The following is a 24,567-nucleotide window of genomic DNA, read 5'->3' as shown; positions in this document are numbered from 1 at the left end:
TAAAAATGAATGAGCGTAGAGCAAGGCAGCAACTTTTAAGAAAATACCTAATCAAGATGGATTTAGGCGATCCGAAAGCGGAGGTCATGGTAGATAAGATTGTTAAAACAATGAATGATGCCGAGGAACGTATAGCAATGGGAAGAAGATCCAAGCCAATCAATGTAATCCATCCAGACGGAACGAAAGAATGGTTTCCGTCGAGAAAAGAAGTGTCTATCAAGTATGACATTAACAGAAACAGCATTGGAACATATATACAGAAAGAGACAGCACATCCAAGCGGATTGAGATTTGAAAATGCTGAAAGGACTGAACCGAATGAATGAACCGAAGTTTAGAGCGTATTTAAAAAGTATAAACAAGGTTTTACCAGTGTGTGAATTGAGTTTTCGAGATAATGATGATTTGCCTATTGGAGTTGATGGATGCGAGATGTGGTATCGGACAGACGAAGTCATCCTCATGCAATCCACAGGGCTAAAAGACAAGAATGGTGTGGAGATATTTGAGGGGGACGTGGTTAAACAAACGACTGGCGAATATAGTTACGTCGGGGCTGTAGAAAAAGATTGCTATCAATTTTACATTGATGGGATTAATCCTTTTGATTCTTACAGTTTTGATGATGTTGCAGACACCAATAATTGCACGGCGGATTTAATAATAATCGGAAACATTCATGCAAATCCAGAATTACTCGAGGTGGAGAAATAATGGAGAAAAAATTGGAAAACGTTTGGAATCGCAGAGAAGAAGCGAACCGCCCATATCGTGATGCTGAAACTTTTGAGTTAAAAGAAGGCTATCACTTCGAGGAAATTAAGAAAATATGCAAAGAAGAAGGCGTAACAATCGAAGAGTTTATGAAGTATGCACAGGATAGAGCAAAAAACGAGGTGGAGAAATGAAATTTATCATCACAACAGACAATAAAGAGCAAGGCTGGCTAGATGCTTTTAACAGCCATTGCAAATCAAATTATAAGATGGGGCAATTCACAGAACAAGAAATCAAAGCCATCGGCGAACGTTACTGGGCGTTTGCTGTACCAGTAGAGGGGGAAGAAAATTGAAAAGATTGAAAAATTACCGTATAAGAGGCAGTAATAATTTGTCAATTCTCGAGGATGAAGAGCATAAACAAATCTGTTTCCAAGTCAAAGATGATTTTTATGTAGCACCATTAAACAGGAAACTAGTTAAAGAGCTAATCAAAGACTTAGAGGGTTGGCTAGAGGAGGAAGCAGAATGAAACTAATTTATATCCTGTCAAATAATGGCACAAACAAAAATTATGTTAAAACCTTTAACGGATCATATTGTGGCTTTGGCAGCCGTGAAGAAGCTAGAGCGTTTGATGAAAAGAAATCTAAAGAAATTAAGGCGCTTTTAGATAGTACTATCGGTGAGGTATTTATAGAGGAGGAAACGGAATGAGCAAAATATACGAAAGACCCTATACAGTAAGAACGTTTAGATGTATTAAAAATTTTAGCGCAGAAGATCGTTACTGTGAAGAAGGAAGAATATACGAAGCTAGGGTATATGTGGGAGATTACACCAAATTAATTTTTGAAAATGGTGAGATGAATTTTACCAACGAGTTATTCGAGCGAACATTAGATGCTTGGTCAGATGTACTTGTCGAAGTTGAGGAGGAAGCAGAATGATTTATTGTAACGGAAAATTTAGGGTGATTGAAACACCAATCGGAAAATATACAATCGAGAAAAATACCATAGGCGGTTGGAGTCCATTTATAAAAGATAGCAAAATGCTAGAGTTTGAAACAAAGGAAGAAGCTGATCAAGAGTTAAATCGGATTCGTAAGGAATGGGAGGACTCGCAATGACAGAGAAAACAGCATATATAATAGCCAGTATCAAATTGTTAGAAAAACGGGATGAACTAAACTCGGATGAGTTAGCCGTTTTATGCAACCTTAAAAAGTTTATGTATCAATCGAACCACCAACCAGATTTAGATATTGAAAATAATAACAATAGTCCTACACTTTGGTCACAAATCATGAATGACCACCAACCAGCATTTGCGGTCGGGGAGTATTACGCGGATCATCACGCAATTTATAAAATTACTGCAATAAATAAAGTTACAGTTTTTTTTAAGTTACATGATGCATCATTTAAGAGGGATCGCAGTCTAGATATACTGCTAAATGCATCTCTACACCCAGCCACCGTCGAGCAGATAGCAACGTTTAAGCGTGCCAAGCAGTTTGCTGCTAAAGGGCGTAAGGTGGATGAGTTTGAATATGGAGATGAAGCTGAAATATGCGGAGTTACTAAAACAGTTATTGATATAGATGATAGTCACGTGACTTTTGCGGATGGTACAGTAATAAAAAAAGACAACCAAGCTTTAAAACTCATCCAAACAGCCGAAGAACTGCAGGAGGTAGAGGAATCACAATGAGTAAAATGTGGGTGTTTAGTAATTACGAAATATGCGGGACATTTTATAGTATCACCTATACTGGTGACGCTTATATTGTTAAAGACAAAGACAAAGGCAAGTGAAAGGAATGAGTAGGGATGGAAGATAATTTATCAAGAGTAAATATTTATATGGTAGATGATTGTGATTTAGTAGTTGCAGTCAGTAAAGAACAAGCTATGCAATGGTCAAAAAAAGAATACGGCGACGAAGAGTGTGGAGTGACTGCTTTCGAAATCGACGGAACAAAAAAATACGTCGCTGAACAAGATAGTGACGTAAGCGATCAAGAAAAATTAGATTATTTAAGATTGAATTTTGGTCGTACACACGAAAATCACGAACCTTTAAAAGTTGGCGAGAAAGAAGTAATGATTACTAGGACTTTTGAATTTTACTACAGATACACATTGCAGCAAGAACTCAGAAATAGATTTAAAGGAAAAACCTTGGTGGAAGTACCATTTTTATTAGCATCAACTGAATATTAACCCAAGAAAGGAGTGGAGGTTTGTCGGCCGACACTAAAAAGCTTTTTACTCCTTTGTGATGATATGGAAAATAAAGCCTTATTTACAAGCAACAAACAAGACTGGGAAACACCACAGGATCTATTTAACGAGTTAAACAATAAATATCACTTTGATTTAGATGCAGCAGCAAGTCACGGCAATGCCAAACTACCAAAGTATTTTATAGCTGAGGATGATGCACTAAGCCAAGAGTGGCAAGGTAATGTATTTTGTAACCCACCATACGGTAGACAATTAGGCAAGTGGCTTGCTAAAGCATGGCAAGAGCATCAAAGAGAACCAGATCGTACAATTGTTTTCCTGATACCAGCAAGGACAGATACAAGTTATTGGCATGATTACATTTTTGGTAAAGCAGAGATCGAGTTTTTAAGAGGTCGTTTATATTTTGAGGACAACGGACAAAAAAGAGATCGTGCGCCGTTTCCGTCGGCGATTGTGGTTTATGGTGGCGATAGCTGATGTGTGAGTATTGTGTTAAACGCAACGGGTCCATGAACAGGCAGCAGGCGTTTGGTGGACTATTTAAATAATACAGGAGGGGTAGCGGATTGAGCAAACATTACAAAGTAAGCGAAGAAGCTAGAAACTATGCTAGAAAAGTTCTGCGTCTTCACAATTACGAAAAGAAACAAATTAAAAAGATTGAAGAAAGCTTGCGTTATCCTTATCAAGAAACGGATGAAAATATCGGCGGTTCAAGAGTTAGTTCAAATATTGCACCGCAAGAGGCGGAAGCTGAACGAGTATGGACCAATGAAGAGTTTCTAGCTACTGTTAAGCATGTGAGTGTTGTAGATAATTTTCTTGAAGATATTTCAGATGAAGCAGTTAATCTAGTTAGGAACAGATATTTAAGTGACAACGGAAGCAAAGAGCGTAGGCCTAAAGAGTTGCCTAACTGGGTCAAAGTATCAAAGTTGATCCATTTATCAGAAGATGCATGCAAAAAACAAGATTCCTTACTCGTTAATTCTTTAGCTAAACGGTTCAATCTGAAGTGACGGCACGAATGGGGGTGTAAATTAGGCACACAACTAGGTAAAAAGACGGCACACAACACCCTTAATATAATGATATATTGATATTATGAAATACAAAGATAAATCACCTACAGCAAACAATTACACAACTATTAAAGCTAAATTCAACTGGAATTAATGAGTGTTGTAGGTGGTTTAACACTCACTCACAGGTAAATACCTAGTTTACAGTCTGTGGGTGGGTTATTATTATACTAAATGACTAACGAATTCATATATTAGATGCGCACCACCTAAAAGAGCAACCTCGTATACTAGATCTTTTGAAATTGGTTTTAATTTTGAAAGTATTGTTTTTAGCATAGTGAACATCTCCTTGTTTTATTTCGTAAAATCATAATAACGATAAAAACTAAAACGAAACTTAAAGATTAAGAAAGTTTAAAATCAACTATTAAGTTAACGTAAGACCCTTCTGAAAGGTCGTCTATAGTCGAGGTAACATCTGGCTATAGATTAAAGGATAAATTGAGGTATAGCTCAGTTGGTAGAGCGCCTGACTGTTAATCAGGTTGGCACAGGTTCGAGCCCTGTTATCTCAGTTGGTATGACAGAGGCAATGATCTCGGATTGTTCGATCTCCGTCGTGCTTTAAATTAAAGAAGAGCTGCAGTAGCAGCTAACCTCTCTTCGGAGAGCGTACATAATCACTAGATCAGTCATTTAGCTGGTCTTTTTATTTTAGGTAAAACTATAAATGTAGTAATAATTAATGAAGGGAGGTATAATCATAGATAAAAAGATATATATAGGAGAGAGCATGAAATTTGAAGAAATTGAAATTAAAAATATAGGTAATATTTCAGATTTGAAACTCCAATTTAATCCTAGAATGAATGTGATTTGTGGATCTAATGGAGTCGGGAAAACTACAATTATTAATACATTGATAGCTCCATTCTATATTAGAAACAATCAATTAAAAAAGAAATTTGGGACAACTGAAGGATTGTTAAAAGTTATTTATTTTGAAAACGACAATTCTGCTAAGTCAAAAGAAACGAAAGTAACCATTAGTGCTATCGCCCCAAATGAAGTAACACAAACAGAGAATCAGGATTTGTATAACCCGAGAATTAATAACACAGCTAATATTCTATATTTCTCAATAAACAGGGATATCAAATATCAATCCATACAATCATTATCAAGAAATCCGGATATGGAACAACTTGCTTATCAAGATGAAAAAAACATACAGTCTATTTATTTGAAAACGTGGCTGATCACTAAATATTTAACATCTGGTCGAGAAGAAGATATGGAAGATTACGAAGTAAAGAATTATGAGTTAATAAAACAAGTATTTAATATTATTGATTCTAATAAATCGTTTGTAAAAGCAGATTATAAAACGTATGAAATTATAATGAATGATAGAGGAAACGAGGTTTATTTTGAATATGAGTCTGCAGGTTTCAAGGCAGTTCTATTTATTTTGATCGGTATAATTTCGCAAATAGAGTTCAGATTTCCTAATGATAAAATAGTTGCTAGTGAATTTGAAGGTGTTATCATAATTGATGAAATTGATTTACATCTACATCCGACATGGCAGAATGAAATTATTAGAATCTTAAAGGAGACATTTAAAAAAGCTCAGTTTATTCTGACGACACATAGTCCAAGTGTTTTGCAAGCTCTTGAAAATGACGAAATAATCCCTTTAGAACAGAGTGAAGATAATGAAGTACGTATTAAAGAACTTAACCTAAGTAAATACGGGCTTAAAGGCTGGACCTTGGAAGAAATATTATCAGATGTCATGGGAGTTGGGAAAACAAAAAATAATGTATATACCGAGACGTTTGAAAAGTTTGAAAAGGCTTTGGACGATGGTGACGATATAGTTATAAAACAGACTGCAATAGAATTAAAAGAAATGTTGCATCCAATTAGTCCTTTGAAACAAATTATTGATATACAAATGGCAGGATTAATAGATGATTAATTTAATTAGGACTCCGAAACCAGATCAACTTACCAAAGAAAAAGTTGAAAAACTCACAAGTGAATATAAAAATACTAAAAAACCTGTTTGGAATAAGGATTTTATAAAGCAAGAATTATTGAAAATGTCTAATAAAAAATGTGTATATTGTGAAGCCCCGCTTGAGGTTCCAGGAGTATACATGGAAGTGGACCATTTCTTTCCGAAAAGTATCTATGAAGACAAAGTAGTAGAGTGGGATAATCTATTACCATCTTGTAAAACATGTAATATAAAAAAAGGAAATCATGATCCTAAGACAGAAAAAATAATCGATCCTACCATAGATATACCAAACGAACATTTGGAAATGAAAAATTTTAGATTAATCGGTAAGGATTCTGTAGGAAAAGCTACTATAAAAATTCTTAATTTGAATAATTTGGATAGGAATGTGCTGAGGCGATTCGAACTAGGCAATACTTTAATTGAACAATTGGAGAAAATCGAAAATAGTATTCCGAAAGAGCGCAAAGAAAATACTTCTTCGTTCTCTGACATTAGGAACAGCGTACAATCATTATTGGAACAAGTTCAAAGAGATAAAGAGTACAGTGGGACTTTGGCATCAATTATGATGAATTCCTCTGAGTACCATATACTAAAGGGCTTTTTAACTGAAATAGATTTATGGGATGAAGAGTTTGAGGTTCTTGAAAAATCAGCAAAAGAAATTGCATTATAAATTGAACTAAACAGAGCCACTCGCTTATGCGGTGGCTTTTTATCTTACATAAAATTAAAAAGGGGATGTGTTCAATGGTAAGACTTAGCAAGATTGAGACAGCTTATGTGATTAAAAAGTATAAGTTACATTCCCAAAAAAGTTTTAAGTTAAGAATTTTCATAGAGAGAATAAAAAAGATACTTTCGGCACCAGGAACTATATACAGCAGCCCTTCTAAAAGAATTATTGAATTTAAAAATAATGACCTGTGATATGTTTTGCTTGGAGGGGAATAGGATGAAGAAAATCAAAAGAATATTCGGCAAATTAAAAAATTTATACAAAGAAAATAATGGAGTGTGTACAGCGTAACTAACCGTCATTCGTGGCGGTTGTTTTAGTTTAGTTTATTTTAGATTGGAGGTGATTTTTTGAAACTGAATAAAAAGCATCAAAAGGCTATATATATGCTGTTTGAAGGTTCTTTGAAGCGGAGAGAAATCGCCGAAGAACTAAAGGTAAGCGAACAGACTTTGTATAACTGGCTAAAAGATGAAGATTTTACAAAAGCATATGATGAATATATACAACAGATAATGGGTAAATCATCTGGCAAAGCGTTAAACACAATGTTAGCTTTAATGACTGCTCGATCTGAAATGGTAAGGTTCAATGCAGCAAAAGATATACTTGATCGTGGAGGGTTTGCACCAGTGAGTAAACAAGAAGTGACTAATATTCAAACCCCTATTTTTGAGGATGATATAGGTGATGACGATGGCTAGAAAAAAACTATCGGAATTACTACCAAAGAAATTCCATTCGGTTTGGCGAGTCACTCTCAACTCAGATATTCTCAACATTATTTGTAAAGGCGGTCGTGGTTCTGGTAAATCATCCGACATTGCACACATTATCACGCAGTTATTAATGCGCTTTGCTGTAAATGCTGTTGGTATTCGTTATGTAGACAATACGCTTGAGCAATCGCTGTATGAGCAGATGAAATGGGCGATTGAGCAACAAGGAGTGACACATCTGTTTAAATGCAACAAATCACCATTAAAAATAACGTATCTTCCTCGTGGCAACTATATGATTTTCAGAGGTGCCCAGAATCCCGAACGAATTAAATCATTAAAAGATGCAAGATTTCCATTTGCTATAGGATGGATAGAGGAATTGGCTGAATTTAAAAATGAAGACGAAGTAACGACTATCACTAACTCTCTACTACGTGGAGAATTAGAGGATGGTCTTTTTTATAAATTCTTTTACAGTTACAATCCGCCGAAAAGAAAACAGTCGTGGGTTAATAAGAAATATGAGACAAGTTTTCAGCCTAAAAATACTTTTGTGCATCATTCTACGTATAGAGATAATCCCTTTATATCTAAAGAATTTCTTAGTGAGGTAGAAGCAACTAGAGAACGTAATCCTAGGCGCGCCGAATGGGAATATGACGGCAAAGCAATCGGCTCTGGTGTTGTGCCGTTTGACAATTTACAAGTTAAAGCAGGATCTATCACAGATGAGATGGTAGCTAATTTTGATAACATCCGCAACGCTGTCGATTTTGGTTATGCTACTGACCCGTTGGCATTCGTTCGCTGGCATTACGACAAGAAGAAGAATGGCATCTATGCAATTGATGAAATATACGGCGTTAAGATCAGCAACCGTGAGTTTGCTAAGAAATTAAATGATAGGGGCTACCAGTCAGACAGGATGTTTGCTGATTCGGCTGAACCTAAATCTATTGCTGAGTTAGCAAATGAACATGGCATTAAAAAAATAACTGGTGTTAAGAAAGGCCCCGACTCGGTGGAATATGGTGAGGAATGGTTGGACGATTTAGATTTTATCTGCATCGATCCATTGCGAACACCGAATATTGCACGAGAGTTTGAGAATATTGATTATCAGACCGATAAAGATGGTAATCCCAAACCTAGGCTTGAGGACAAGGACAATCACACGATTGATGCTACGCGTTACGCGTTTAGTGAGGATATGAAAAAACAACCAGAACCAATAAACGTCAAGAAAACGATAAATACATTCAAGAAATTAGGATTAGGTAGGTGATTAAATGACAATCAAATTATTAAACGGATCGCGATTTGACGCAGAGGCAAACAAAGTATATCGAGTTCCAGTTAAAAAACTTCCCAAAAGGACAATGGAGTATGCAGACGGTTCTGTAGAGGAAGTGATTGATTTTGAACATGAGGATATCTTCAAGATGATTGTCACATTTGTTAAACATCATCAAGAAAAACAAGTTCCTCGATTGCAAGAGTTAAAGAGATACTCAATCGCTCAAAACAATATTAAATTCACTGAAGACAAAAGCAGCGATCGCGCCGACAATAAAATTGCCAATGATTGGGGTAGGTTTATTGTTAATTTTAAGAAAGGTGTACTTTTAGGTAATCCTTTAAAGTATAGTGGCGATAAAACTATAGCTGATAAGATTAATGAATTTTCTAGCCAATCAAATGAAGATTACCACAATCAATTGGTGATAGATGATGTGCTTGCATTGGGAAGAGCATTTGAATATATAGGGCGTGACGAATTCGGAAAAGAAATGATGGTTAAGTTCAACGCAGAAGAAACGTTTATCATTTATGATACATCTACAAATAAGAATTCGGTGTGTGGTGTACATTATTATAACGTTAAATTTAATGATGAAGTAACTAGTTATATAGATATTTATGCGAATGATGGTTATTTTTATCAGTATGAGTCAAAAGAACAAGACTATGATAACTCGACTTTAATCGATAGAGAACAAACGTATTTTAATACAGTTCAAATTAACGAATGGATTAACAACGATGAACGTCTAGGTGATTTCGAAACAGTTTTAGATAATATTGACGCTTACGACCTGTCTCAATCTTCTATGGCAAACTTTCAACAGGATTCTTCAGAGGCATATTTGCTCATTAAAGGAAATCCGGAAACGGCAGCGGACGAAGAAGGAGAAAACTCTAAAAGCGAAGTTTTGAAAGAGATGTTACAAGCCAGACTATTAGTATTAGGTGATAAAAAATATTATGGTGAAGGGCAAACGGGAAGTGAACCAGATGCACGCTATCTAAAAAAAGAATATGATACCCAAGGGACTGAAGCTTACAACGACCGATTAGTTTCGGATATGTTACGTTTCACATCATTAATTGATTTCACCGATGAAAATATAGGAAGTAATCAATCTGGAATCGGATTCCGCTTTAAAGGCTGGGGTAGTGATAATGATAGGAAAAACAAAGAACGTATGGTGAAGAAAGCTATCATGCGCCGATTGAGATTACTCACTCACTCCTGGTCATTAAAAGATAATTTGAATAAACCGCAAGGCTTCGTCGATAAGGTGAAGTCTATTTTTGCGTCTGCAGATAAGCAACCAGACTCACTGTATGACAAAGTAAATAAAATTGAGATCCTCTTTACTCCGAACGTTCCGCAATCTGATGAGGAAATCATGAAAGTTATTGCTGGTATGGTTGGGATTGTATCCGATGAAACGTTATTTGAGATGGCTGAAAAATTAACTGGTGTTCCGGTAAAAGAGGAGCAGTTAAGGGTCGTTAGCGAAAGAACAGAAGATTCTGAACGCAAAGAAACTGTTGAAAATTTAATTAGCGGAGTAGGTGATAACGATGGCGAAGAATCACTGGATGAATCGAGAGAGGTTGAACGCTCAAGAAGTCGAAAGACGGATGAAGAAACGAAACCAAGTGATAAAAAATCAACTTGAGTTAGCTCGGTTTGAAATATCAAAAGATATCGAATCGTTTTGGAATCAGTATGCTGAAGAAGAACGAATCACCTATGCTGAAGCAAGGAAACGAGCTAGTAAAATGGATGTAGAAGCTTTTTCCAGCAAGGCTAAAGAGTATGTGAAAAAGCGCGACTTTACTAGTAAGGCAAATAAAGATTTAAAAATGTACAACTTAAAAATGCGGATCAATCGTCTGCAGTTACTGCAAAATGAAATCGAATTAGAAATAGCTAAGATGGGTGATCTCGCAGCAGAAGAAATGTACAAATGGTTCAGGACAAACATACAAACAGAATACAGACGACAAAGCGGCATACTTGGAGAGTCTATCAATTTGACTAACTCGCAAATTGAGGCGCTTATTTATCGTTCTCACGAATATGCTGATTTCATGGACGTTTGGGATAATCACCGAGAAATACTTAATACGGAGCTTAATAGGATTCTACGGCAGGCTCTAATATCGGGTAAAAATCCCAAAGTATTTATAAGAGATGTTCGCGGAGCTTTTGATGCCACTTATTCGCAAGCTAAGCGACTGTTGGTGACAGAGACGACAAACTTGCAGACGTTTGTACAAGCTGACTGTATAAAAAAAGCTGGCTATGATCGATTTGAGTTCGTGCCTGAAAGTAGTGCTTGTCCTGTTTGTTTATCTAAACGTGGTAAATCATACTTGTTGCAAGAACTTCAGAGAGGGTACAATGCGCCACCTATTCATCCAAATTGTCGTTGTAGCATAATTCCCTTTGTAGAAAGCGAGGTGTAATGATGAATATCGAGAAAATAGTAGAAGACTTTAATGCAGAGTTAAAAGTTATCACCGGATTAGAAGAGGAATTAGAAAAATTACAAACTGTAATGCACATCGATTTCGCATCTGTTTCTGATGAAGACGGAACAAAGACATATCTACAAGGTAAAGAGTGTTCATTTATCAACGAGGCTTGGAGAGACAGAATTGATTATCTAATTGAAAAGATCAAAAAATCGAAAGAAAATTTCGCTAAGAAATGGGAGGCTCAAGTCTAGTCGTGACAAAGACTGATAGATTTTATGGATAATATTTTAGCAAAAAGACAGGAAAAGGAACGTGGAGTGTCTGTTCAAACAATTATTGATGAACTTAATCATACGAATATGGAACAAATAGCAGTTGTGGGAATCGATGAAAACGAAGAGCTTGTGACGGCTTACTCCTTGAGCAATCGTTTAGAAATGATCGGGATTCTTGAAGCGTTAAAATCAAAATTGATTGATGAAATGAATTATATGGAAGAGTAAGTCTGGCAGATCACTAGGCTTTTTATTATGTCCAAGCATTGATGACTTTAAAAGCTATGGAAGTGCAAGCATTTATCCACGTTAAAAGGTATGGGAAAGGAAAGATTATCATGAAAAGAACAAAATTGAAAATGAACTTGCAGTTTTTTGCGGAAGATACAGGATCAAATGGCGGTGGTGATAATCCGGATAACACTACTACCGAAGAAACTGTAGAAGCAACAGAAAAAGAGCAAGAGACGAATGAACCCGATAAAAAATATTCGGATGAAGACGTCAACAAAATCATTGATGCTAAATTTGCTAAGTGGAAGGCAGAACAGCAAAAAGAACAGGACGAGGCAAAGAAACTAGCTGAAATGGACGAGAAACAAAAAGCAGGTTACGAGAAAGAAAAACTACAAGCGGAAATCGATAATCTAAGAAGAGAGAAGGCGTTAGCTGAAATGACAGAAACAGCTAGTGGAATGGTTTCCGATAAGGGTTCTAAGCCTACTAAAGAAATGTTGAGATTGATTGTATCTGAAGATGCAGAAACGACCTCAAACAATGTTAAAACCTACTTGACTTCCATTGAAGCAGAACGAGAAGTCATCAAAGCAGACTTTGAAAAACGTTTAGGGTCTAAGCTACCTCTCGACGGCACAACGTCAGCTACTCTTTCTCGTGGTGCGCAAATGGCAAAAGAAGCCAACAATAAAACTAAACAGCCTGAGCTTAATCCTTGGGCAACTAAATAGGAGGAATATAAATGGTTTATGTAAAAAAAGCTCAAACAGTTAAAGATATTAATTTTTTCAAAAGTGAAAAGTTTATTTCATTTACTAAACAAGCGGACGATAAAACGGCAGGAGTAGTTGATGGTGTATTGCCGGCTGGGTCTGTATATCCAAAAAATGACGCTACTGCAGAAGGAATCACGATCAATGATGTGGATGTTTCAAACGGATCGCAACCGGTAGGCGTGATTGTAGAAGGACATATCTTAATCGAGCGTTTACCAGTTAAACCGACGGACGAAGCGCAAATAGCAATGAGAGAAATTAAGTTTTATGATGCTGCAGGGAAAATGTTAGCTTTACCAACACATACGCCCTAAGACTCCCCGAATCGCAAGGACAGATGAGGGGATAACAGACAGAGACTTAACAGGATAGAGGTGTAAGAATGTACGAAAAACATGTGTGGGGACCAAAAGAAGAAATTGCTTCAGCTCTCCTTAACAATATTGAAAATGGAGTTGAAAACTCTTTAACTACTGAAAGTGAACTTGGATTACAAAAAGTAGTCAACACAGAAAAAGAAAGTTTAACAGGAATGACTAGCGGTTGGGCGTTGTTCGCTGGAGCAACAATAGCATATTCAAAGGGCAGTGTTATCGCAACGCTCAGTAGTACAAATGCAAATAGCGGTATGTTAGCACCCATTTTCAAATCAAATAGTAATTTCTTAAAAGTATCGATAGAAGCAGAAGTGACGGGTATAGATTCAGCAACGGTGCAACTTGGTTATCAAAACTCGGCAAATTCTTGGAAATACGATAGGAAAGGGACTGTAGCTGCTGAATCTGGTGGAAAAATCAATTATAGCTTTGAATTTGACGCTCCTTGGTATGCAGTCTATAACGATGCAAAAGCATTTAGAATATTGGTTAATAATGGAACTGGCACAGCAAACGCAGGAACCATCAAAATAACAGTTTTAACTATCGTCGAACAAGACGTTGAGCAACTATCTATTTATGATCCAAGTCTCACGAATATTTTAGGGAATATTGATGCTCGTTTGCCTAAAAAGTCTGATGATCAACAAATAAGCTTTCCTTTTATCTCGCATGTAGGGAAAAAATTTAAGATGAACGTTAATGATATCGGAGAACTAAGTGCGGTTCCAACAATTCCTAATAACGTTTTATTTATGGGAAATTCTTTGCTTTTAGGAATCAGTCAAGGTGATCACGGTGTTAGCAATTTTGGTATGTGTGCTAGCAGTAGTAAGGCCGATTATTATCACCATGTGACCGAAGCGATTAAAGAAAAAAATAGCGCTGTAGCATTTAATAAACTGCATGTAGGTACGTTAGAAACGGGAACTAAACAAAGTGATTACGACGCGTACATGACTGCAAATGCAAATCAATTTTCGGCTGATTTGGATTTGATTATTTTGCAGATTGGCGACAACATAAACACGGAGGAGCGTCGCAATTACTTTAAAACAATATACCCTAAACTATTGCGAGATTTAATCTTTAAATGTCCAAACGCGCGGATCGTCACAGTGGGAGCATTCTTCGGGAGCGTAATGCAACCCATTTTAAACGAGCTATCAAATGAGTACGGCGCTGAATTAGTACCTTTAGTTGACTTAAACGTAACCGTAAATCAGGGATCAAAAGGAATGACAATCACTTATGATGATGATACTACGATCATAGCCAATGATAGTTGGATTACTCACCCAGGAGATAAAGGACACAAATTAATCGCAGAAAGAATTATAAAACAATTAAATATGTAAAATTATAGGAGGAATAAACAAATGGCAAATATTGCAGAATTATTTTCACAAAAAAATGTATTAGATTATGTAAATGATCGTCAAGCACCAATTCTATTAGGAGAGTCACTGTTTCCGTCTCGAAAAGTACAAGGATTAGAATTTGATGTGTTAAAAGCGGGTTCTAAGATTCCTACAATTGCTAGCGTTCACGCATTTGATACAGAGGCAGAGATCGCTTCTCGTGTTGCTTCGAAAAGCGCTCAAGAACTAGCATTTATCAAACGTAAAATCCAATTGAAAGAAAAGGATCTAATTGCATTACGAAACCCACGCACTGCGGAAGAACAACGTTATTTAGAGCAAGAAGTATACAACGATGTATATTCAATGGTTGGTTCTGTAAACGCTCGTGTAGAAAAAATGCGTATGGAGGTTTTAGCAAACGGTATTGTAACACTTGATGAGAATGGATTAGACTTGGTTGTTGACTACAACGTTCCAGAAGAACATCAAGCGAATGCTGACTTTACTAAAGCAAATACAGATATTATCGGATTATTAACAGAATGGGCATCAACTTTAGATGCTATGCCTACAAGAATGCTGACATCAACTAAAGTTCGTAATGCTATTTTACAAAATACAGGCGTAAAGGCATACTTCAAAGATGCTGGACTATTACCTACTCCTGGATCGTTAAATCAAATGTTACAACAGTTTGGGTTGCCAACTATTGCGACATACGATGCAAAATACAATAAAGAAAATGCATCAGGAATTTTGGTTAAGGAAAGGTATTTCCCAGAGGATAAATTAGTTATGTTTGGATCAGAAAACCCCGGTGAATCTATTTTCGGAGTGACGCCAGAAGAATCTCGTTTATTGTCTGGTGGTTCAAATGATTATAAAGTCGGCAATATTATTGCTATGGTTTACGAAGAAAAACTTGACCCAGTCGGAACATGGACTAAAGCTGCTGGAACTGCATTACCAAGTTTCCCAGAAGCAGACAACGTATTTCAAGCTACAGTATTGCCGTCATTGAAATAAAGGAGAGGTTAGTCATTGACTAGCCTTTTTATTATTCAGAAGGAGGCTTTTATGGACGAATCAACTATTTTATCTGAAGTTAAGCGGACGCTGGAAATAGAAGAAGATGATTTAGACAAACAATTGACAGATTTTATCAAGCGTATTACTCAGCAATTGAACGTTCGCCTAGGTTTCTTAGATGCTGTTCCTGAGGTTTTAAACTATATAGTGGTGGAATGTACCATTAAACGATTTAACCGAAAAGGGAACGAAGGAATGAACTCCTATGGTCAAGAAGGGGAAACAATCAACTATGGAAAGCTTTTAGATGAGTTTCAAGATGATATCGAAGCTTGGAAAACCAAAGAAGAAGCAGAAAAGAATGTTACTCCTAGGAGAGGGGTTGCTAATTTTCTATGAGGTACGACAAACGGATTGTTTACTTTGACAGTAAAAAAGCAGAACAAGACAGCTATTTTGCCAATGTTACTGAGGTAAGTGCAGAAAAAATTTCCAACATGTTTCCTGATATAAAAGAGCAGATAGTTATTTTTAGAATTGGCAGACCTTTAGAGTATCGTAGTGGGTGGTTCAAAATTGATGAAAAATATTACAAAATTGTAAAAAGCCAACGTTTGAGAAACGCATCAACTTTTTACGGAGCTGAGCATCGTGGGGAACTATAACATAAGATTTGAAGGCATAGAAGCCCTCTTGAATGGAGTTGTAGAAGCAGGGAAGCTGGAAGATGTCAAAACGATAGTCAAACAAGATACAGCGTTTATGGCAAAAGAAGCAGCTAAAAATACTCCTGTAGAAACTGGTTATTTAAAGAGGTCAGAAACACCATCAATTAAAGATGGTGGAATGACCGGCGAAGTTACAGCTTCCGCCGATTATGCCGCATATCAAGAATACGGTACACGATATATTTATGGGAAATTTTATATGAAGAAAGCTCAGAATGTAGCTGGGCCACAGTTCTTAAAAAATATAGAGAGGTTGATGAAATGAATAATCCTTATATCGAGATTTACGATGGTATTTTCAAAGCCTCTGAAAAATTAGGTTTTGAAACGTATGATTATTTACCGGATGATGAGGCCTCCTACCCATATGTGTTTATAGGCGAGCAATTTAGTAATGACCAACAAACGAAAACAAGGACACTTGGGAAAACAAACTTGATTATTCATGTTTTCGGCTACGATCACAAACGCCGTGAAGCAGATCGGATGCTTGGAGAACTCAAAAAAGCGATATACGAAACTAGGAGCACTGAACATTTCAGTTGGCAAGCGATTGCTAGCGACACACAAACATTTTATGAAAATACTAGTGGAGGTGGAACTAACCTTGTCCATTGTGTTTTAGATATAACATTACAATTCCAATAATAAGGAGAGATAATAATATGGAAAAAGCAATTCATGGTAAAAATGTCAAATTAATGTTCCGCTTACAAAAAGAGCGGGCATTTAAAAAAGCAGGAATATTGGCTTTAGAAATGAGTCATACCTATAACCGAGAAACTAATGTGGATACTCAAGCTACAAAAGATGGAAGCGTGGCTTCTGGTGGTAGCATTGAGTCAAATATCGAAATGGAATTCCTGAAAACGAACACAGATGTCTTTAATATGCTTGAATACGCATACGAAAAAGGTGAAGAGATTGAAGTGTGGCGAATCTTTTTTGATAATCCTGTAGAAGGTGAAGAACGTAAGTACAAAGCGCAATATGGTACTGGTATTTTAGGCAATTTTCCTGATGCTGCGGAGGCAGAAAGTAACTCCACGGTATCGACCACGCTTAATTTAAATGGCTTACTAGTAAATGGTGAAGCGACAGTCGATGCAGAGAATGATGAACTAGCAAAAGCTTTCTTCTACGATACTATCGTTGATGCGAAACCACAAGAACCAAAAGCAATCTATGAGCCACAAACAGCGCCAAAGTAGTAAGCCCCGATAGTATCACATTGGATAAAACAGATGTAACTATCGCAATAGGGGCAACAGAAACGTTAATAGCTACCATACTACCTGAAGAGGCACATAGTAAAACGGTGCAGTTTATATCGTCTAATCTTCAGGTGGCTACAGTTACTCCAGTACAAGGGAAAGTGACTGGTATTGCAGAAGGTGTTACCACAATTACAGCAACAACAATTAATGGGAAAACAGCAACAAGTACGATAACCGTAACTGAGTAAAGGAGTGGGAAATTATCCCTCTCCTTTTTATATTAGGAGGAAAACATATGTCTAAGAAAGCAACAAAAGCAGTAGTTACAATTGATGGCAAGAAATACCCTTTAGTATTTGGATTTAAATTTTTGAATGAAATTAATGCGCTACCGAACGACACGAAAGAAGTTGATCGATTGACCTTATTGATTGGTGGTTTAATCGACGGGGATCCTGAATCTTTAAAGCAAGTTTTATCAGCTAGTCTAGTTACTTATGATGAATTGTCAGAACAAGATATTATAAACTACCTCGAAACATCTGATGAGGTGGAGAATTTATTTGAAAATTTTATCGGGTTCTTAATATCAGCGCCATTGTTGAAGAAACGAGTGACGAAAATCAAAGAATCAATCGAGAAAATGATGCAAATGGCAGAAGATCAAGTGGAGACAGCAATGGAGCAAGCTATGACGAACTAGTTTTAGCTTGTTTTCGTTCTTTCCAAGGAATCACTTTAAAAGAAATTGAGTGTATGACTCCTTGGGAGTTCGGTTTAAGAATGAAAGCGCACCAACTTAACGAAAATGATAAGGCACGAGATATATTTCTTGCGGGATTGGCAAATCGCATGTTCAAAACCATGAATAAAAAAGGTGATAAATTTTTATACAAAGAAGTTGAAGATGTTTATCCACATTCAAAAAATGAAAAAAATATTTTAGGAGCGTTTGGCCAAGAAGGTAAAAAGGAAGCCAAAGAAGACTTGTATGAAATGCAGGCACGATTACAGCAAGCCAAGGAGCTTGTAGCACAGAGGAAAGGAGGAAACTAGATGGCAGAATCCAAAAGCGTCACAGCCGTACTACGAGCAAAAGATAATGGGTTTACTTCTACCTTTCAAAAAGCTAGTGGTTTGCTCGGAAAGTTTAGCTCTGGCGCAAAAGGAGTTACAGGTAGCGCAGGTGGAGTTGTTTCTAGCATGAAATCTATTGCGGGTGCTATGGGTCTTGTAAAGGTTGCTGGTATGGCAGTATCTACAGTGACAGGTAAAATATCGGCCGCGATGGGTCGTGCGGATACGATGGACTCATTTAATAAAACATTGAAATTAATGGGATATTCTGCACAAGAAACGGCTGCTGGTCTAGATAGCCTAAAAGGCATCACGAAAGGTACAGCATATGGTTTGGATGTCGCAGCAAAAGCCACACAAAACTTTGTTTCCCGCGGAATGGAAATCGGTGCAGCTACTAAATCCGTTGGCATATGGGCGGATGCAGTCAGCGCATACGGAAAAGGTACGAACGATGAGTTGTCAGGCGTTACCGATGCATTAGCTAAAATGCGAACTAAAGGGAAAGTCGAAATGGATCAGCTCAACCGATTGTTTGATGTCGGTATTGATGCGGTAGGTATGTATGCTAAAGCAATGGGTCGTAGTTCTAACGATGTTCAGGAATCTTTATCAAAAGGTGAGATAAGCGCTGCAGACTTCCTGGATACTGTTGAAACAGCCATGACAGAAGGGACTAACGGTGTTGTAAAAGTAGTTGGTGCTGCTAAAAATGCTGGTACGACATGGCGTGGGGTAATTGACAACATGGGTGCGGCGGTTACTCGTGGTGTATTGGCCATGATCACTCAGTTTGATGAACTAGCTAAGAAACTAACCGGATTGACGATCAAAGAATGGATTGCAGCTACTGGCAAATTTGCAGAAGAAAACTTGACCAAAATTGCTACTGCCGTAGGAGGAATGGCTGAAAAGGTTAAGGCTTATCTTACTTTACTCACTCCATATATCGATATTTTGAAACAAGCGTTTAAACAAATAGCGCCAGCTGTTTCTAATGCTTTCACGGACGTGTTGTCATCTGCGGCTGGATTTAGTAAAGCATTTATAACTAGCAAAGGAACTATTGAGAGTTTTAGAGATGCTGTTCAAATAGTCTCTGCTAAAATTATCCAGTTTTCAGGTTATATTTCTGCTAATGCGGATAAGATTGGGTTATTGATAACTCAAATACCTAAGCTTGTTTTTGCTTTTAAAGGGCTGCAAATCGTTAATGGCATTGGAGGATATTTTGCTTCATTTGGTTCGTCAGCTTTAGCTTTAGTTGGAGATATTTCTAAATTAAACACTGAACTTGGTACTAAGTTAATGAATGGGGCTACTATTGCCAAAGGCGCATTCAGCGGTTTGTTCAATTCTTTCCAAAGTGGACTATCAACTTTCACTAATGGAGTGGGGACATTCGTGTTAAAAAATAGAGAGATTTTTAACGCTACAAAACTACTGCACTCCACTGGAAAAACCAATATTTTTGAATCCTTTACGAAATCAATTATGGCGTTTGTTCCAGAATCTAGAAATTTTCTTTCAGCTATTAATATGGGGCAGAGGAGAATGATAGCGTTTGGAAGTTCGGTGGCGAGTCCAGTTAGAAATTTAAAAAATCTTAACACATCAATAATAAGCGCAGGTGGAATTCTTCCGTTTTTTAGCAATGGTGTGGTAAATGCGACCAAAGTTATAGGGCTAGGTTTTAAAGGAATGGCATCTGCAGGGGTATCAGCAATAAGAGTTTTAACAACCGCAATGTTATCTAATCCCATCACTGCATTAATCCTATTACTAGGAGTTGCAATTGCTGGCCTAGTTGCAGCATGGAGGTCGAATTTCCAGAACATTCAAGGCTTCACAAAATCTGCATTTGGTGCAATAGGTAATTCGATTAAAAGTTTAGGATCCATGTTCAAAGGTTTTGAACCTGTTCTTAAAGTATTAGGTAACTCATTTAAATGGTTGGGTATTATCTTGGGTGGCGCTTTATTAGTGGCATTAGCCTCAATTGTAGATGGTTTTAGGTCTTTAGTCTTTGCTGGCGTAGCTGTAGTGAAAACAGCCTCGGCAGTCGGAAATGCTATCAAAGGTCTTTGGGCAAAAATGAAAGGCGATAATAAAGGTGCTGATAAGGCATTCAAAGACATGAAAAATGATTTATCAGGAATCAAAGACGATTTCAAAAACCTTATTGATAATTCAGCTATGAAAGGCGTAGCTGAATCAACAAAAGAATTAGGCAAAGAAACGAATACAGCTGGTGAAACTATAAAGGCATTAAGAGCAAATATAGGTGAGACAAATGATGGTTTAGGTACTTATTCGGCGAAATTAGATGAAGCGAAACAAAAATTAACAGATGCATTCAATGTGGAAAGTGCGAATACTGCAACAGAAAAATATTTTAAGACTACACTTGATTTGCTTGACTCGATCAAAGAGAAACAATTGTCTGCAACCGATAATTACAATAAACAAATCGAGGCGGCAGAAGGAAAATCAGAGGAAGCCAAACAAAAAATCTATGCGGATGCAGCAGCTTTGTATACCGAGACAGTTAAAAAAAGTAATGACGACATGCTGACTGTATACAAAGATTACTCTAAACAACTAAAAGAAAATAAAAATGTTGAAGGTCAAGCATTGAACGACCAACAACGACAAGCTTTGCAAGAAGGAACTGAAAGTATTAGAACAGAATTAACCAAACAGAATCAAGACTTTGTGGATGCTGCGGTTAGTCGGATGGCTAATGGGCAAAGGTTGAGCGATGAAGAACGGAAGCAGGCTGTTGATAGTCTTAGAACACTAGGCGAGATACAAGCTGAACAGACTAAGGTAAACAATGACCAGATAAAAGTATTGGAAGAGCAACGAAGCAAAGCTAAAACAGAATCAGAAAAAGCGGCGTTCCAAAGCCAAATAACTAGTTTACAAGAAAACAACGCTCAAATACTTGAAACTGAAATGACTCAAGGTGCTCAACTTATTGATCTTTTGTCACGAGGTGGGCAAGAGCAGGCTTTGACTGTCGCTAATGGATTGGCTCAAATGAAAGGCGTAACTGATACGCAATTGGCAGGCATTTATCAATCTTACGTCAAGATGGGTGCAGATACTGATGCTCAAATGATGTTGTTATCAGGTTTGTTACGCCAACGCGGTGTCGATTCGAGTAATGGATTAGTGCAGGGGTTAATGACAAATGACCCTTCGTTATGGGCAAATATGAGCAAAGAAGATATTGTGAACACTTTAAATGCTCTACCGCCTGAAATGTTTACGAACGGACAAACTAGTAAAAATCAACTATTAGACGGTTTGAAGTCGGGAACTACAGATATGGATGCTGTAGGGAAAACCTTAATGCAATCTTTAAATAAAGGACAAGAATCTCAAAAGCCTAACACAATAAAAGTATCGAAGGATAACGCTAGGTCCGGTTCGGATGCGGCTAAAAAAGAGAAAAGTCAATATGAGGCTGCGGGAAATGCAAACGGTAGTGGTTTTGTTAGCGGGATCAACAAACAGAATCCAAACGCAAAAGCGTCAGGAACGAACCTTGCCAATTCTGCAGAATTAGGGGCTAGATCAGTCGACTTTGTACCTACAGGAAGTAACATGGCAGCTGGTGTGGCGACAGGGATAACGGCTGGAAAAGATGGTGCAGTTAGTGCTATGAAAGATTTGGTTACGGCAGTAAACGAAGAAGCTAAGAAGAAAGCTGAAATAAAATCTCCTTCGCGTTTATTCAGAGATACTGTCGGCAAATTTATTGCTCAAGGAGTTGCGGTTGGTATCGAAGAAGACACAAAGCTTGCTGTAGCTAGTGCTAGAAATATGATTGATGATATACAGGGAGCCGTAACAGACAAAACGAACAAAGTATCTACTGAGTTTAATGTTGAGTATCAGGCTAATAACCAACTTAAAAATACGCTGGATGAAATGGTTGATACAATCAAAAATATGAAAGTTGTATTGGATAATGGTGCATTGGTTGGAGGTATAGGCAATCAAATGGACGGTTTTTTAGGGGGTCAAGCAAGTTATGCTAGGAGGTATCGATCATGACGGAAATTATTGAGTACGTGGAGATGGGACGATTTAATAGCAAAGAATCTGGCTTTTACGTCATAGAACATAGTGCTCCTAGTCCAGATGAACAAGAAATTATTGAATCGATACCTTATATGCAAGGTGTGTATGATTTTTCTCGTTTATTAGGAGAACGTGTTTTTGAAAATAGAAAAGTAGAAATCAAACTTTACCGGCCTCAGGTAATTTATGATCAGCGTAAGCTGTTGGAGCAAGAAGCGAAACAACAGTTAATGTTGAATGAAATCATGCCCATTTATGATACCTGGTTAGACGGATGCCATTGGCTCGGGAAATGCGAGAGCGTGACAGCAGAAGACAGTCATGAATACAATTCATTAACCCTGTCTTTAGTATTTGATTGTTATCCTTTTGCTTTAAAAAATGCGAACGGCTATTCCGATGAATTCGATATCGATTACTTTGTAGATGGAATTGATCAATGGACAGGCTTCTGGGTGCGTGGGCAACGTAAAATATTATTAGTAAATGAGGGAGTAAATGCGACAAGCCCGACTTTAATAGCTACCGCATCGATGTTCATTTTATTAGAGGATGGCTTACGAATTGAAGTGAAGCAAGGAGAGAACACAGATATCTTTTTCAAGTTAAATCGGGGTGAAAACTATTTAACTGTCTTTGGTACTGGGCATATAAGCTTTACGATGGAACAGGATGTGATGGTCTGATGTACAGGATTACGCTTTATAGTCATGCTACAGATAAAGAGGGCTTGGTTGTCCATGAGCCCGCTAATTATGGCAATAAAATTGTATCTGGTGAATTGGATTTATCGCTTGAAGGTATTGGGATCAGTACGTTTGATTTTGCTATCAATATCAATAATCCAGCCTATCGGAAAATAGAGCCAATTATAAACATGGTCGTTGTACAAAGTCCTGATAAAAGTGTTTTGTTTCGCGGAAGAGTCGCCAAGATAACGAATGCAATGGATGGAGACGGAAATTTTGTGGAAAAGATTCTTTGCGAGGATCAGAAAGCGTATTTGTATGACAGCACACAGAATTATTTAAAACCACAATTGATGACGGTGAGTAATTTTCTAGAACGGGCATTAAACACTCATAACAGCCAAGTAGATGCATACAAGAAAATTTACTTAGGAAAAGTGACTGTAAATGATGACGAACCTGTTTATCGTGGTTTTGCTTATGGTAAGACAGCAGAAGTAATTAAAGATAAGTTGCTAGACCGCTTAGGCGGTTATTTTATTTTAAGAACCAGTGCAGGTAGATTATATCTGGATTATTTAGCAGATTATGGCTCAGAATCTACTACACCATTACAAATAACAAAAAATTTAAAAAGTGCTGAACGAGATATTGACGTAGCAGAGTTAGTAACTAGGATCGTGCCGCTTGGTCAAGATATTGAGACGTCAAGCGAAATTGACATAGGAACGGATTTTTCCCGGCCTAAGGTAACAATTGGAAGTCTAAACAATGGAAAGGATTATTTAGTTGATCAAAAACTAGTTGATAAATTTGGAGTTATTCAGGGAGAAGTTGAATTCCCTAATATAACGGATAAATATACTCTGAAACGTAGAGGTGAAAGCTACTTGAGAGCTCAGCGGTTAATGTTGGTGACGTGGACCGTAGAAGCAATAGAACTAGGATTGTTGGATAGTAGATACGAAATGATCCAAATCGGTAATTCTTATCCCATAGAAAATGAACTTCTTTATGGTAGAGAATCATTACAAGTGATTGAGAAAAAAATTGATATTTTGAATCCTCAACGAATCACTCTGACTATCGGGACCGGAAAGAAAACACTCTCTCAATATCAGCTTGGATATCAAGGTCTTCAAGAAACTCTTGAAACAGTTAAAGGAAGAATCACCGAAAGTGGTAAAAACGTCGCTGATTTGCAAGCACAAGCCATTGCATTTAATGAAAAAACAATCGAATTGGATCAAGCTACCGCAGTGATACCAGAGTTACAAACAAATGTGACAGCGCAAGGAGAAACTCTTAGCAATCAAGGCACTACTATCCAAGCGCAACAAGTAGAACTTGCTGCACAAAATAGTAATTTACAGAAACAGCAAAAAGAAATTGATGATTTGAAAAAAATTATCGAAGAATTGCAGAAAAAGTAGGTGT

General features: G+C 37.2%; 35 protein-coding genes and 1 tRNA gene. All 36 read left to right on the top strand.

The genetic code is table 11. From position 1 onward, the window contains the following. Positions 1–5 precede the first annotated feature (5 nt). The 36 genes from IGI43_RS03840 to IGI43_RS03665 all read left to right on the top strand — a co-directional run bounded on the left by IGI43_RS03840 (position 6) and on the right by IGI43_RS03665 (position 24,563). A complete protein-coding gene (locus IGI43_RS03840) occupies positions 6–329 on the top strand; it encodes a hypothetical protein (RefSeq protein WP_438756512.1) in 324 nt (107 codons plus the stop codon). Further along, positions 322–717 (top strand): YopX family protein, encoded by a 396-nt coding sequence (locus IGI43_RS03835; protein WP_438756511.1) that lies wholly within the window; start codon positions 322–324, stop codon positions 715–717. Before IGI43_RS03840 ends, IGI43_RS03835 begins: the two co-directional genes overlap by 8 nt. Continuing rightward, positions 717–911: a hypothetical protein gene (locus IGI43_RS03830; RefSeq protein ID WP_438756510.1), complete on the top strand. Its 195-nt coding sequence runs from the start codon at positions 717–719 to the stop codon at positions 909–911. The genes IGI43_RS03835 and IGI43_RS03830 overlap by 1 nt, the downstream gene beginning before the upstream one ends. After that, positions 908–1,075 carry a DUF1642 domain-containing protein gene (locus IGI43_RS03825; RefSeq protein ID WP_438756509.1) on the top strand — a complete coding sequence of 56 codons (168 nt, stop codon included), beginning with the start codon at positions 908–910 and terminating at the stop codon, positions 1,073–1,075. The genes IGI43_RS03830 and IGI43_RS03825 overlap by 4 nt, the downstream gene beginning before the upstream one ends. Further along, complete coding sequence (locus tag IGI43_RS03820) at positions 1,072–1,254, top strand: hypothetical protein (RefSeq protein WP_438756508.1); 183 nt, start codon at positions 1,072–1,074, stop codon at positions 1,252–1,254. Before IGI43_RS03825 ends, IGI43_RS03820 begins: the two co-directional genes overlap by 4 nt. Beyond that, positions 1,251–1,439, top strand: a complete 189-nt coding sequence (locus tag IGI43_RS03815) for a hypothetical protein (protein WP_438756507.1) — start codon at positions 1,251–1,253, stop codon at positions 1,437–1,439. Before IGI43_RS03820 ends, IGI43_RS03815 begins: the two co-directional genes overlap by 4 nt. Further along, on the top strand, positions 1,436–1,672 hold the full coding sequence (locus IGI43_RS03810; RefSeq protein WP_438756506.1) for a hypothetical protein: 237 nt from the start codon (positions 1,436–1,438) through the stop codon (positions 1,670–1,672). The genes IGI43_RS03815 and IGI43_RS03810 overlap by 4 nt, the downstream gene beginning before the upstream one ends. Next, complete coding sequence (locus IGI43_RS03805) at positions 1,669–1,854, top strand: hypothetical protein (protein ID WP_438756505.1); 186 nt, start codon at positions 1,669–1,671, stop codon at positions 1,852–1,854. The genes IGI43_RS03810 and IGI43_RS03805 overlap by 4 nt, the downstream gene beginning before the upstream one ends. After that, positions 1,851–2,438 carry a hypothetical protein gene (locus IGI43_RS03800; protein WP_438756504.1) on the top strand — a complete coding sequence of 196 codons (588 nt, stop codon included), beginning with the start codon at positions 1,851–1,853 and terminating at the stop codon, positions 2,436–2,438. Before IGI43_RS03805 ends, IGI43_RS03800 begins: the two co-directional genes overlap by 4 nt. 119 nt (positions 2,439–2,557) lie before the next feature. Continuing rightward, positions 2,558–2,950, top strand: coding sequence for a hypothetical protein (locus IGI43_RS03795; protein ID WP_438756503.1), 393 nt, complete (start codon positions 2,558–2,560; stop codon positions 2,948–2,950). Between the two features lie 63 nt (positions 2,951–3,013). Further along, entirely contained in the window at positions 3,014–3,454 is a 441-nt protein-coding gene (locus IGI43_RS03790; RefSeq protein ID WP_438756502.1) for a DNA N-6-adenine-methyltransferase, read from the top strand. 89 nt (positions 3,455–3,543) lie between these two features. Beyond that, positions 3,544–3,996 carry a hypothetical protein gene (locus tag IGI43_RS03785; protein WP_438756501.1) on the top strand — a complete coding sequence of 151 codons (453 nt, stop codon included), beginning with the start codon at positions 3,544–3,546 and terminating at the stop codon, positions 3,994–3,996. A 508-nt stretch (positions 3,997–4,504) separates the two neighbouring features. Next, positions 4,505–4,577, top strand: a tRNA-Asn gene (locus IGI43_RS03780). Between the two features lie 218 nt (positions 4,578–4,795). Beyond that, positions 4,796–5,986 carry an AAA family ATPase gene (locus IGI43_RS03775; RefSeq protein WP_438756500.1) on the top strand — a complete coding sequence of 397 codons (1,191 nt, stop codon included), beginning with the start codon at positions 4,796–4,798 and terminating at the stop codon, positions 5,984–5,986. Next, a complete protein-coding gene (locus tag IGI43_RS03770; protein ID WP_438756499.1) occupies positions 5,979–6,710 on the top strand; it encodes an HNH endonuclease in 732 nt (243 codons plus the stop codon). Before IGI43_RS03775 ends, IGI43_RS03770 begins: the two co-directional genes overlap by 8 nt. A 413-nt stretch (positions 6,711–7,123) precedes the next feature. Further along, on the top strand, positions 7,124–7,477 hold the full coding sequence (locus tag IGI43_RS03765; RefSeq protein WP_438756498.1) for a phBC6A51 family helix-turn-helix protein: 354 nt from the start codon (positions 7,124–7,126) through the stop codon (positions 7,475–7,477). Next, on the top strand, positions 7,464–8,780 hold the full coding sequence (locus IGI43_RS03760) for a PBSX family phage terminase large subunit (protein ID WP_438756497.1): 1,317 nt from the start codon (positions 7,464–7,466) through the stop codon (positions 8,778–8,780). Before IGI43_RS03765 ends, IGI43_RS03760 begins: the two co-directional genes overlap by 14 nt. Before the next feature lie 4 nt (positions 8,781–8,784). Next, the gene (locus IGI43_RS03755; protein ID WP_438756496.1) at positions 8,785–10,464 is read left to right on the top strand and encodes a phage portal protein; all 1,680 of its coding nucleotides are present in this window, start codon (positions 8,785–8,787) and stop codon (positions 10,462–10,464) included. Continuing rightward, entirely contained in the window at positions 10,385–11,257 is an 873-nt protein-coding gene (locus tag IGI43_RS03750) for a minor capsid protein (protein WP_438756495.1), read from the top strand. Before IGI43_RS03755 ends, IGI43_RS03750 begins: the two co-directional genes overlap by 80 nt. A 2-nt stretch (positions 11,258–11,259) precedes the next feature. After that, positions 11,260–11,520, top strand: a complete 261-nt coding sequence (locus tag IGI43_RS03745) for a hypothetical protein (RefSeq protein WP_438756494.1) — start codon at positions 11,260–11,262, stop codon at positions 11,518–11,520. A 24-nt stretch (positions 11,521–11,544) separates the two neighbouring features. Then, a complete protein-coding gene (locus IGI43_RS03740) occupies positions 11,545–11,772 on the top strand; it encodes a hypothetical protein (protein WP_438756493.1) in 228 nt (75 codons plus the stop codon). Positions 11,773–11,882: 110 nt separating this feature from the next. Continuing rightward, positions 11,883–12,512 (top strand): DUF4355 domain-containing protein, encoded by a 630-nt coding sequence (locus tag IGI43_RS03735; protein WP_438756492.1) that lies wholly within the window; start codon positions 11,883–11,885, stop codon positions 12,510–12,512. An 11-nt stretch (positions 12,513–12,523) separates the two neighbouring features. After that, on the top strand, positions 12,524–12,871 hold the full coding sequence (locus tag IGI43_RS03730) for a hypothetical protein (protein ID WP_438756491.1): 348 nt from the start codon (positions 12,524–12,526) through the stop codon (positions 12,869–12,871). Positions 12,872–12,939: 68 nt separating this feature from the next. Then, complete coding sequence (locus tag IGI43_RS03725; protein WP_438756490.1) at positions 12,940–14,292, top strand: hypothetical protein; 1,353 nt, start codon at positions 12,940–12,942, stop codon at positions 14,290–14,292. 21 nt (positions 14,293–14,313) lie between these two features. After that, positions 14,314–15,324 (top strand): major capsid protein, encoded by a 1,011-nt coding sequence (locus IGI43_RS03720; protein WP_438756489.1) that lies wholly within the window; start codon positions 14,314–14,316, stop codon positions 15,322–15,324. A gap of 51 nt (positions 15,325–15,375) precedes the next feature. Further along, the gene (locus tag IGI43_RS03715) at positions 15,376–15,726 is read left to right on the top strand and encodes a phage head-tail connector protein (RefSeq protein WP_438756488.1); all 351 of its coding nucleotides are present in this window, start codon (positions 15,376–15,378) and stop codon (positions 15,724–15,726) included. Next, the gene (locus IGI43_RS03710) at positions 15,723–15,992 is read left to right on the top strand and encodes a hypothetical protein (protein ID WP_438756487.1); all 270 of its coding nucleotides are present in this window, start codon (positions 15,723–15,725) and stop codon (positions 15,990–15,992) included. Before IGI43_RS03715 ends, IGI43_RS03710 begins: the two co-directional genes overlap by 4 nt. Beyond that, a complete protein-coding gene (locus IGI43_RS03705; RefSeq protein WP_438756486.1) occupies positions 15,979–16,320 on the top strand; it encodes an HK97-gp10 family putative phage morphogenesis protein in 342 nt (113 codons plus the stop codon). The genes IGI43_RS03710 and IGI43_RS03705 overlap by 14 nt, the downstream gene beginning before the upstream one ends. Next, on the top strand, positions 16,317–16,703 hold the full coding sequence (locus IGI43_RS03700) for a tail completion protein gp17 (protein ID WP_438756485.1): 387 nt from the start codon (positions 16,317–16,319) through the stop codon (positions 16,701–16,703). Before IGI43_RS03705 ends, IGI43_RS03700 begins: the two co-directional genes overlap by 4 nt. Before the next feature lie 17 nt (positions 16,704–16,720). Beyond that, positions 16,721–17,266 carry a phage major tail protein, TP901-1 family gene (locus tag IGI43_RS03695; RefSeq protein ID WP_438756484.1) on the top strand — a complete coding sequence of 182 codons (546 nt, stop codon included), beginning with the start codon at positions 16,721–16,723 and terminating at the stop codon, positions 17,264–17,266. 20 nt (positions 17,267–17,286) lie between these two features. Further along, the gene (locus IGI43_RS03690) at positions 17,287–17,520 is read left to right on the top strand and encodes an Ig-like domain-containing protein (protein ID WP_438756483.1); all 234 of its coding nucleotides are present in this window, start codon (positions 17,287–17,289) and stop codon (positions 17,518–17,520) included. A gap of 47 nt (positions 17,521–17,567) precedes the next feature. Continuing rightward, on the top strand, positions 17,568–17,975 hold the full coding sequence (locus IGI43_RS03685) for a tail assembly chaperone (RefSeq protein ID WP_438756482.1): 408 nt from the start codon (positions 17,568–17,570) through the stop codon (positions 17,973–17,975). Positions 17,976–18,055: 80 nt separating this feature from the next. Next, complete coding sequence (locus IGI43_RS03680) at positions 18,056–18,328, top strand: hypothetical protein (protein WP_438756481.1); 273 nt, start codon at positions 18,056–18,058, stop codon at positions 18,326–18,328. Beyond that, on the top strand, positions 18,329–22,414 hold the full coding sequence (locus IGI43_RS03675; RefSeq protein WP_438756480.1) for a tape measure protein: 4,086 nt from the start codon (positions 18,329–18,331) through the stop codon (positions 22,412–22,414). Further along, entirely contained in the window at positions 22,411–23,127 is a 717-nt protein-coding gene (locus IGI43_RS03670; protein ID WP_438756479.1) for a hypothetical protein, read from the top strand. Before IGI43_RS03675 ends, IGI43_RS03670 begins: the two co-directional genes overlap by 4 nt. Beyond that, positions 23,127–24,563 (top strand): phage tail spike protein, encoded by a 1,437-nt coding sequence (locus IGI43_RS03665; protein ID WP_438756478.1) that lies wholly within the window; start codon positions 23,127–23,129, stop codon positions 24,561–24,563. The genes IGI43_RS03670 and IGI43_RS03665 overlap by 1 nt, the downstream gene beginning before the upstream one ends. Positions 24,564–24,567: the final 4 nt, after the last annotated feature.

The sequence above is a fragment of the Enterococcus sp. AZ126 genome (genome assembly GCF_051714545.1).
Classification (GTDB): Bacteria; Bacillota; Bacilli; order Lactobacillales; family Enterococcaceae; genus Enterococcus_L.
This window is presented reverse-complemented; position numbering and strand designations above follow the sequence as displayed.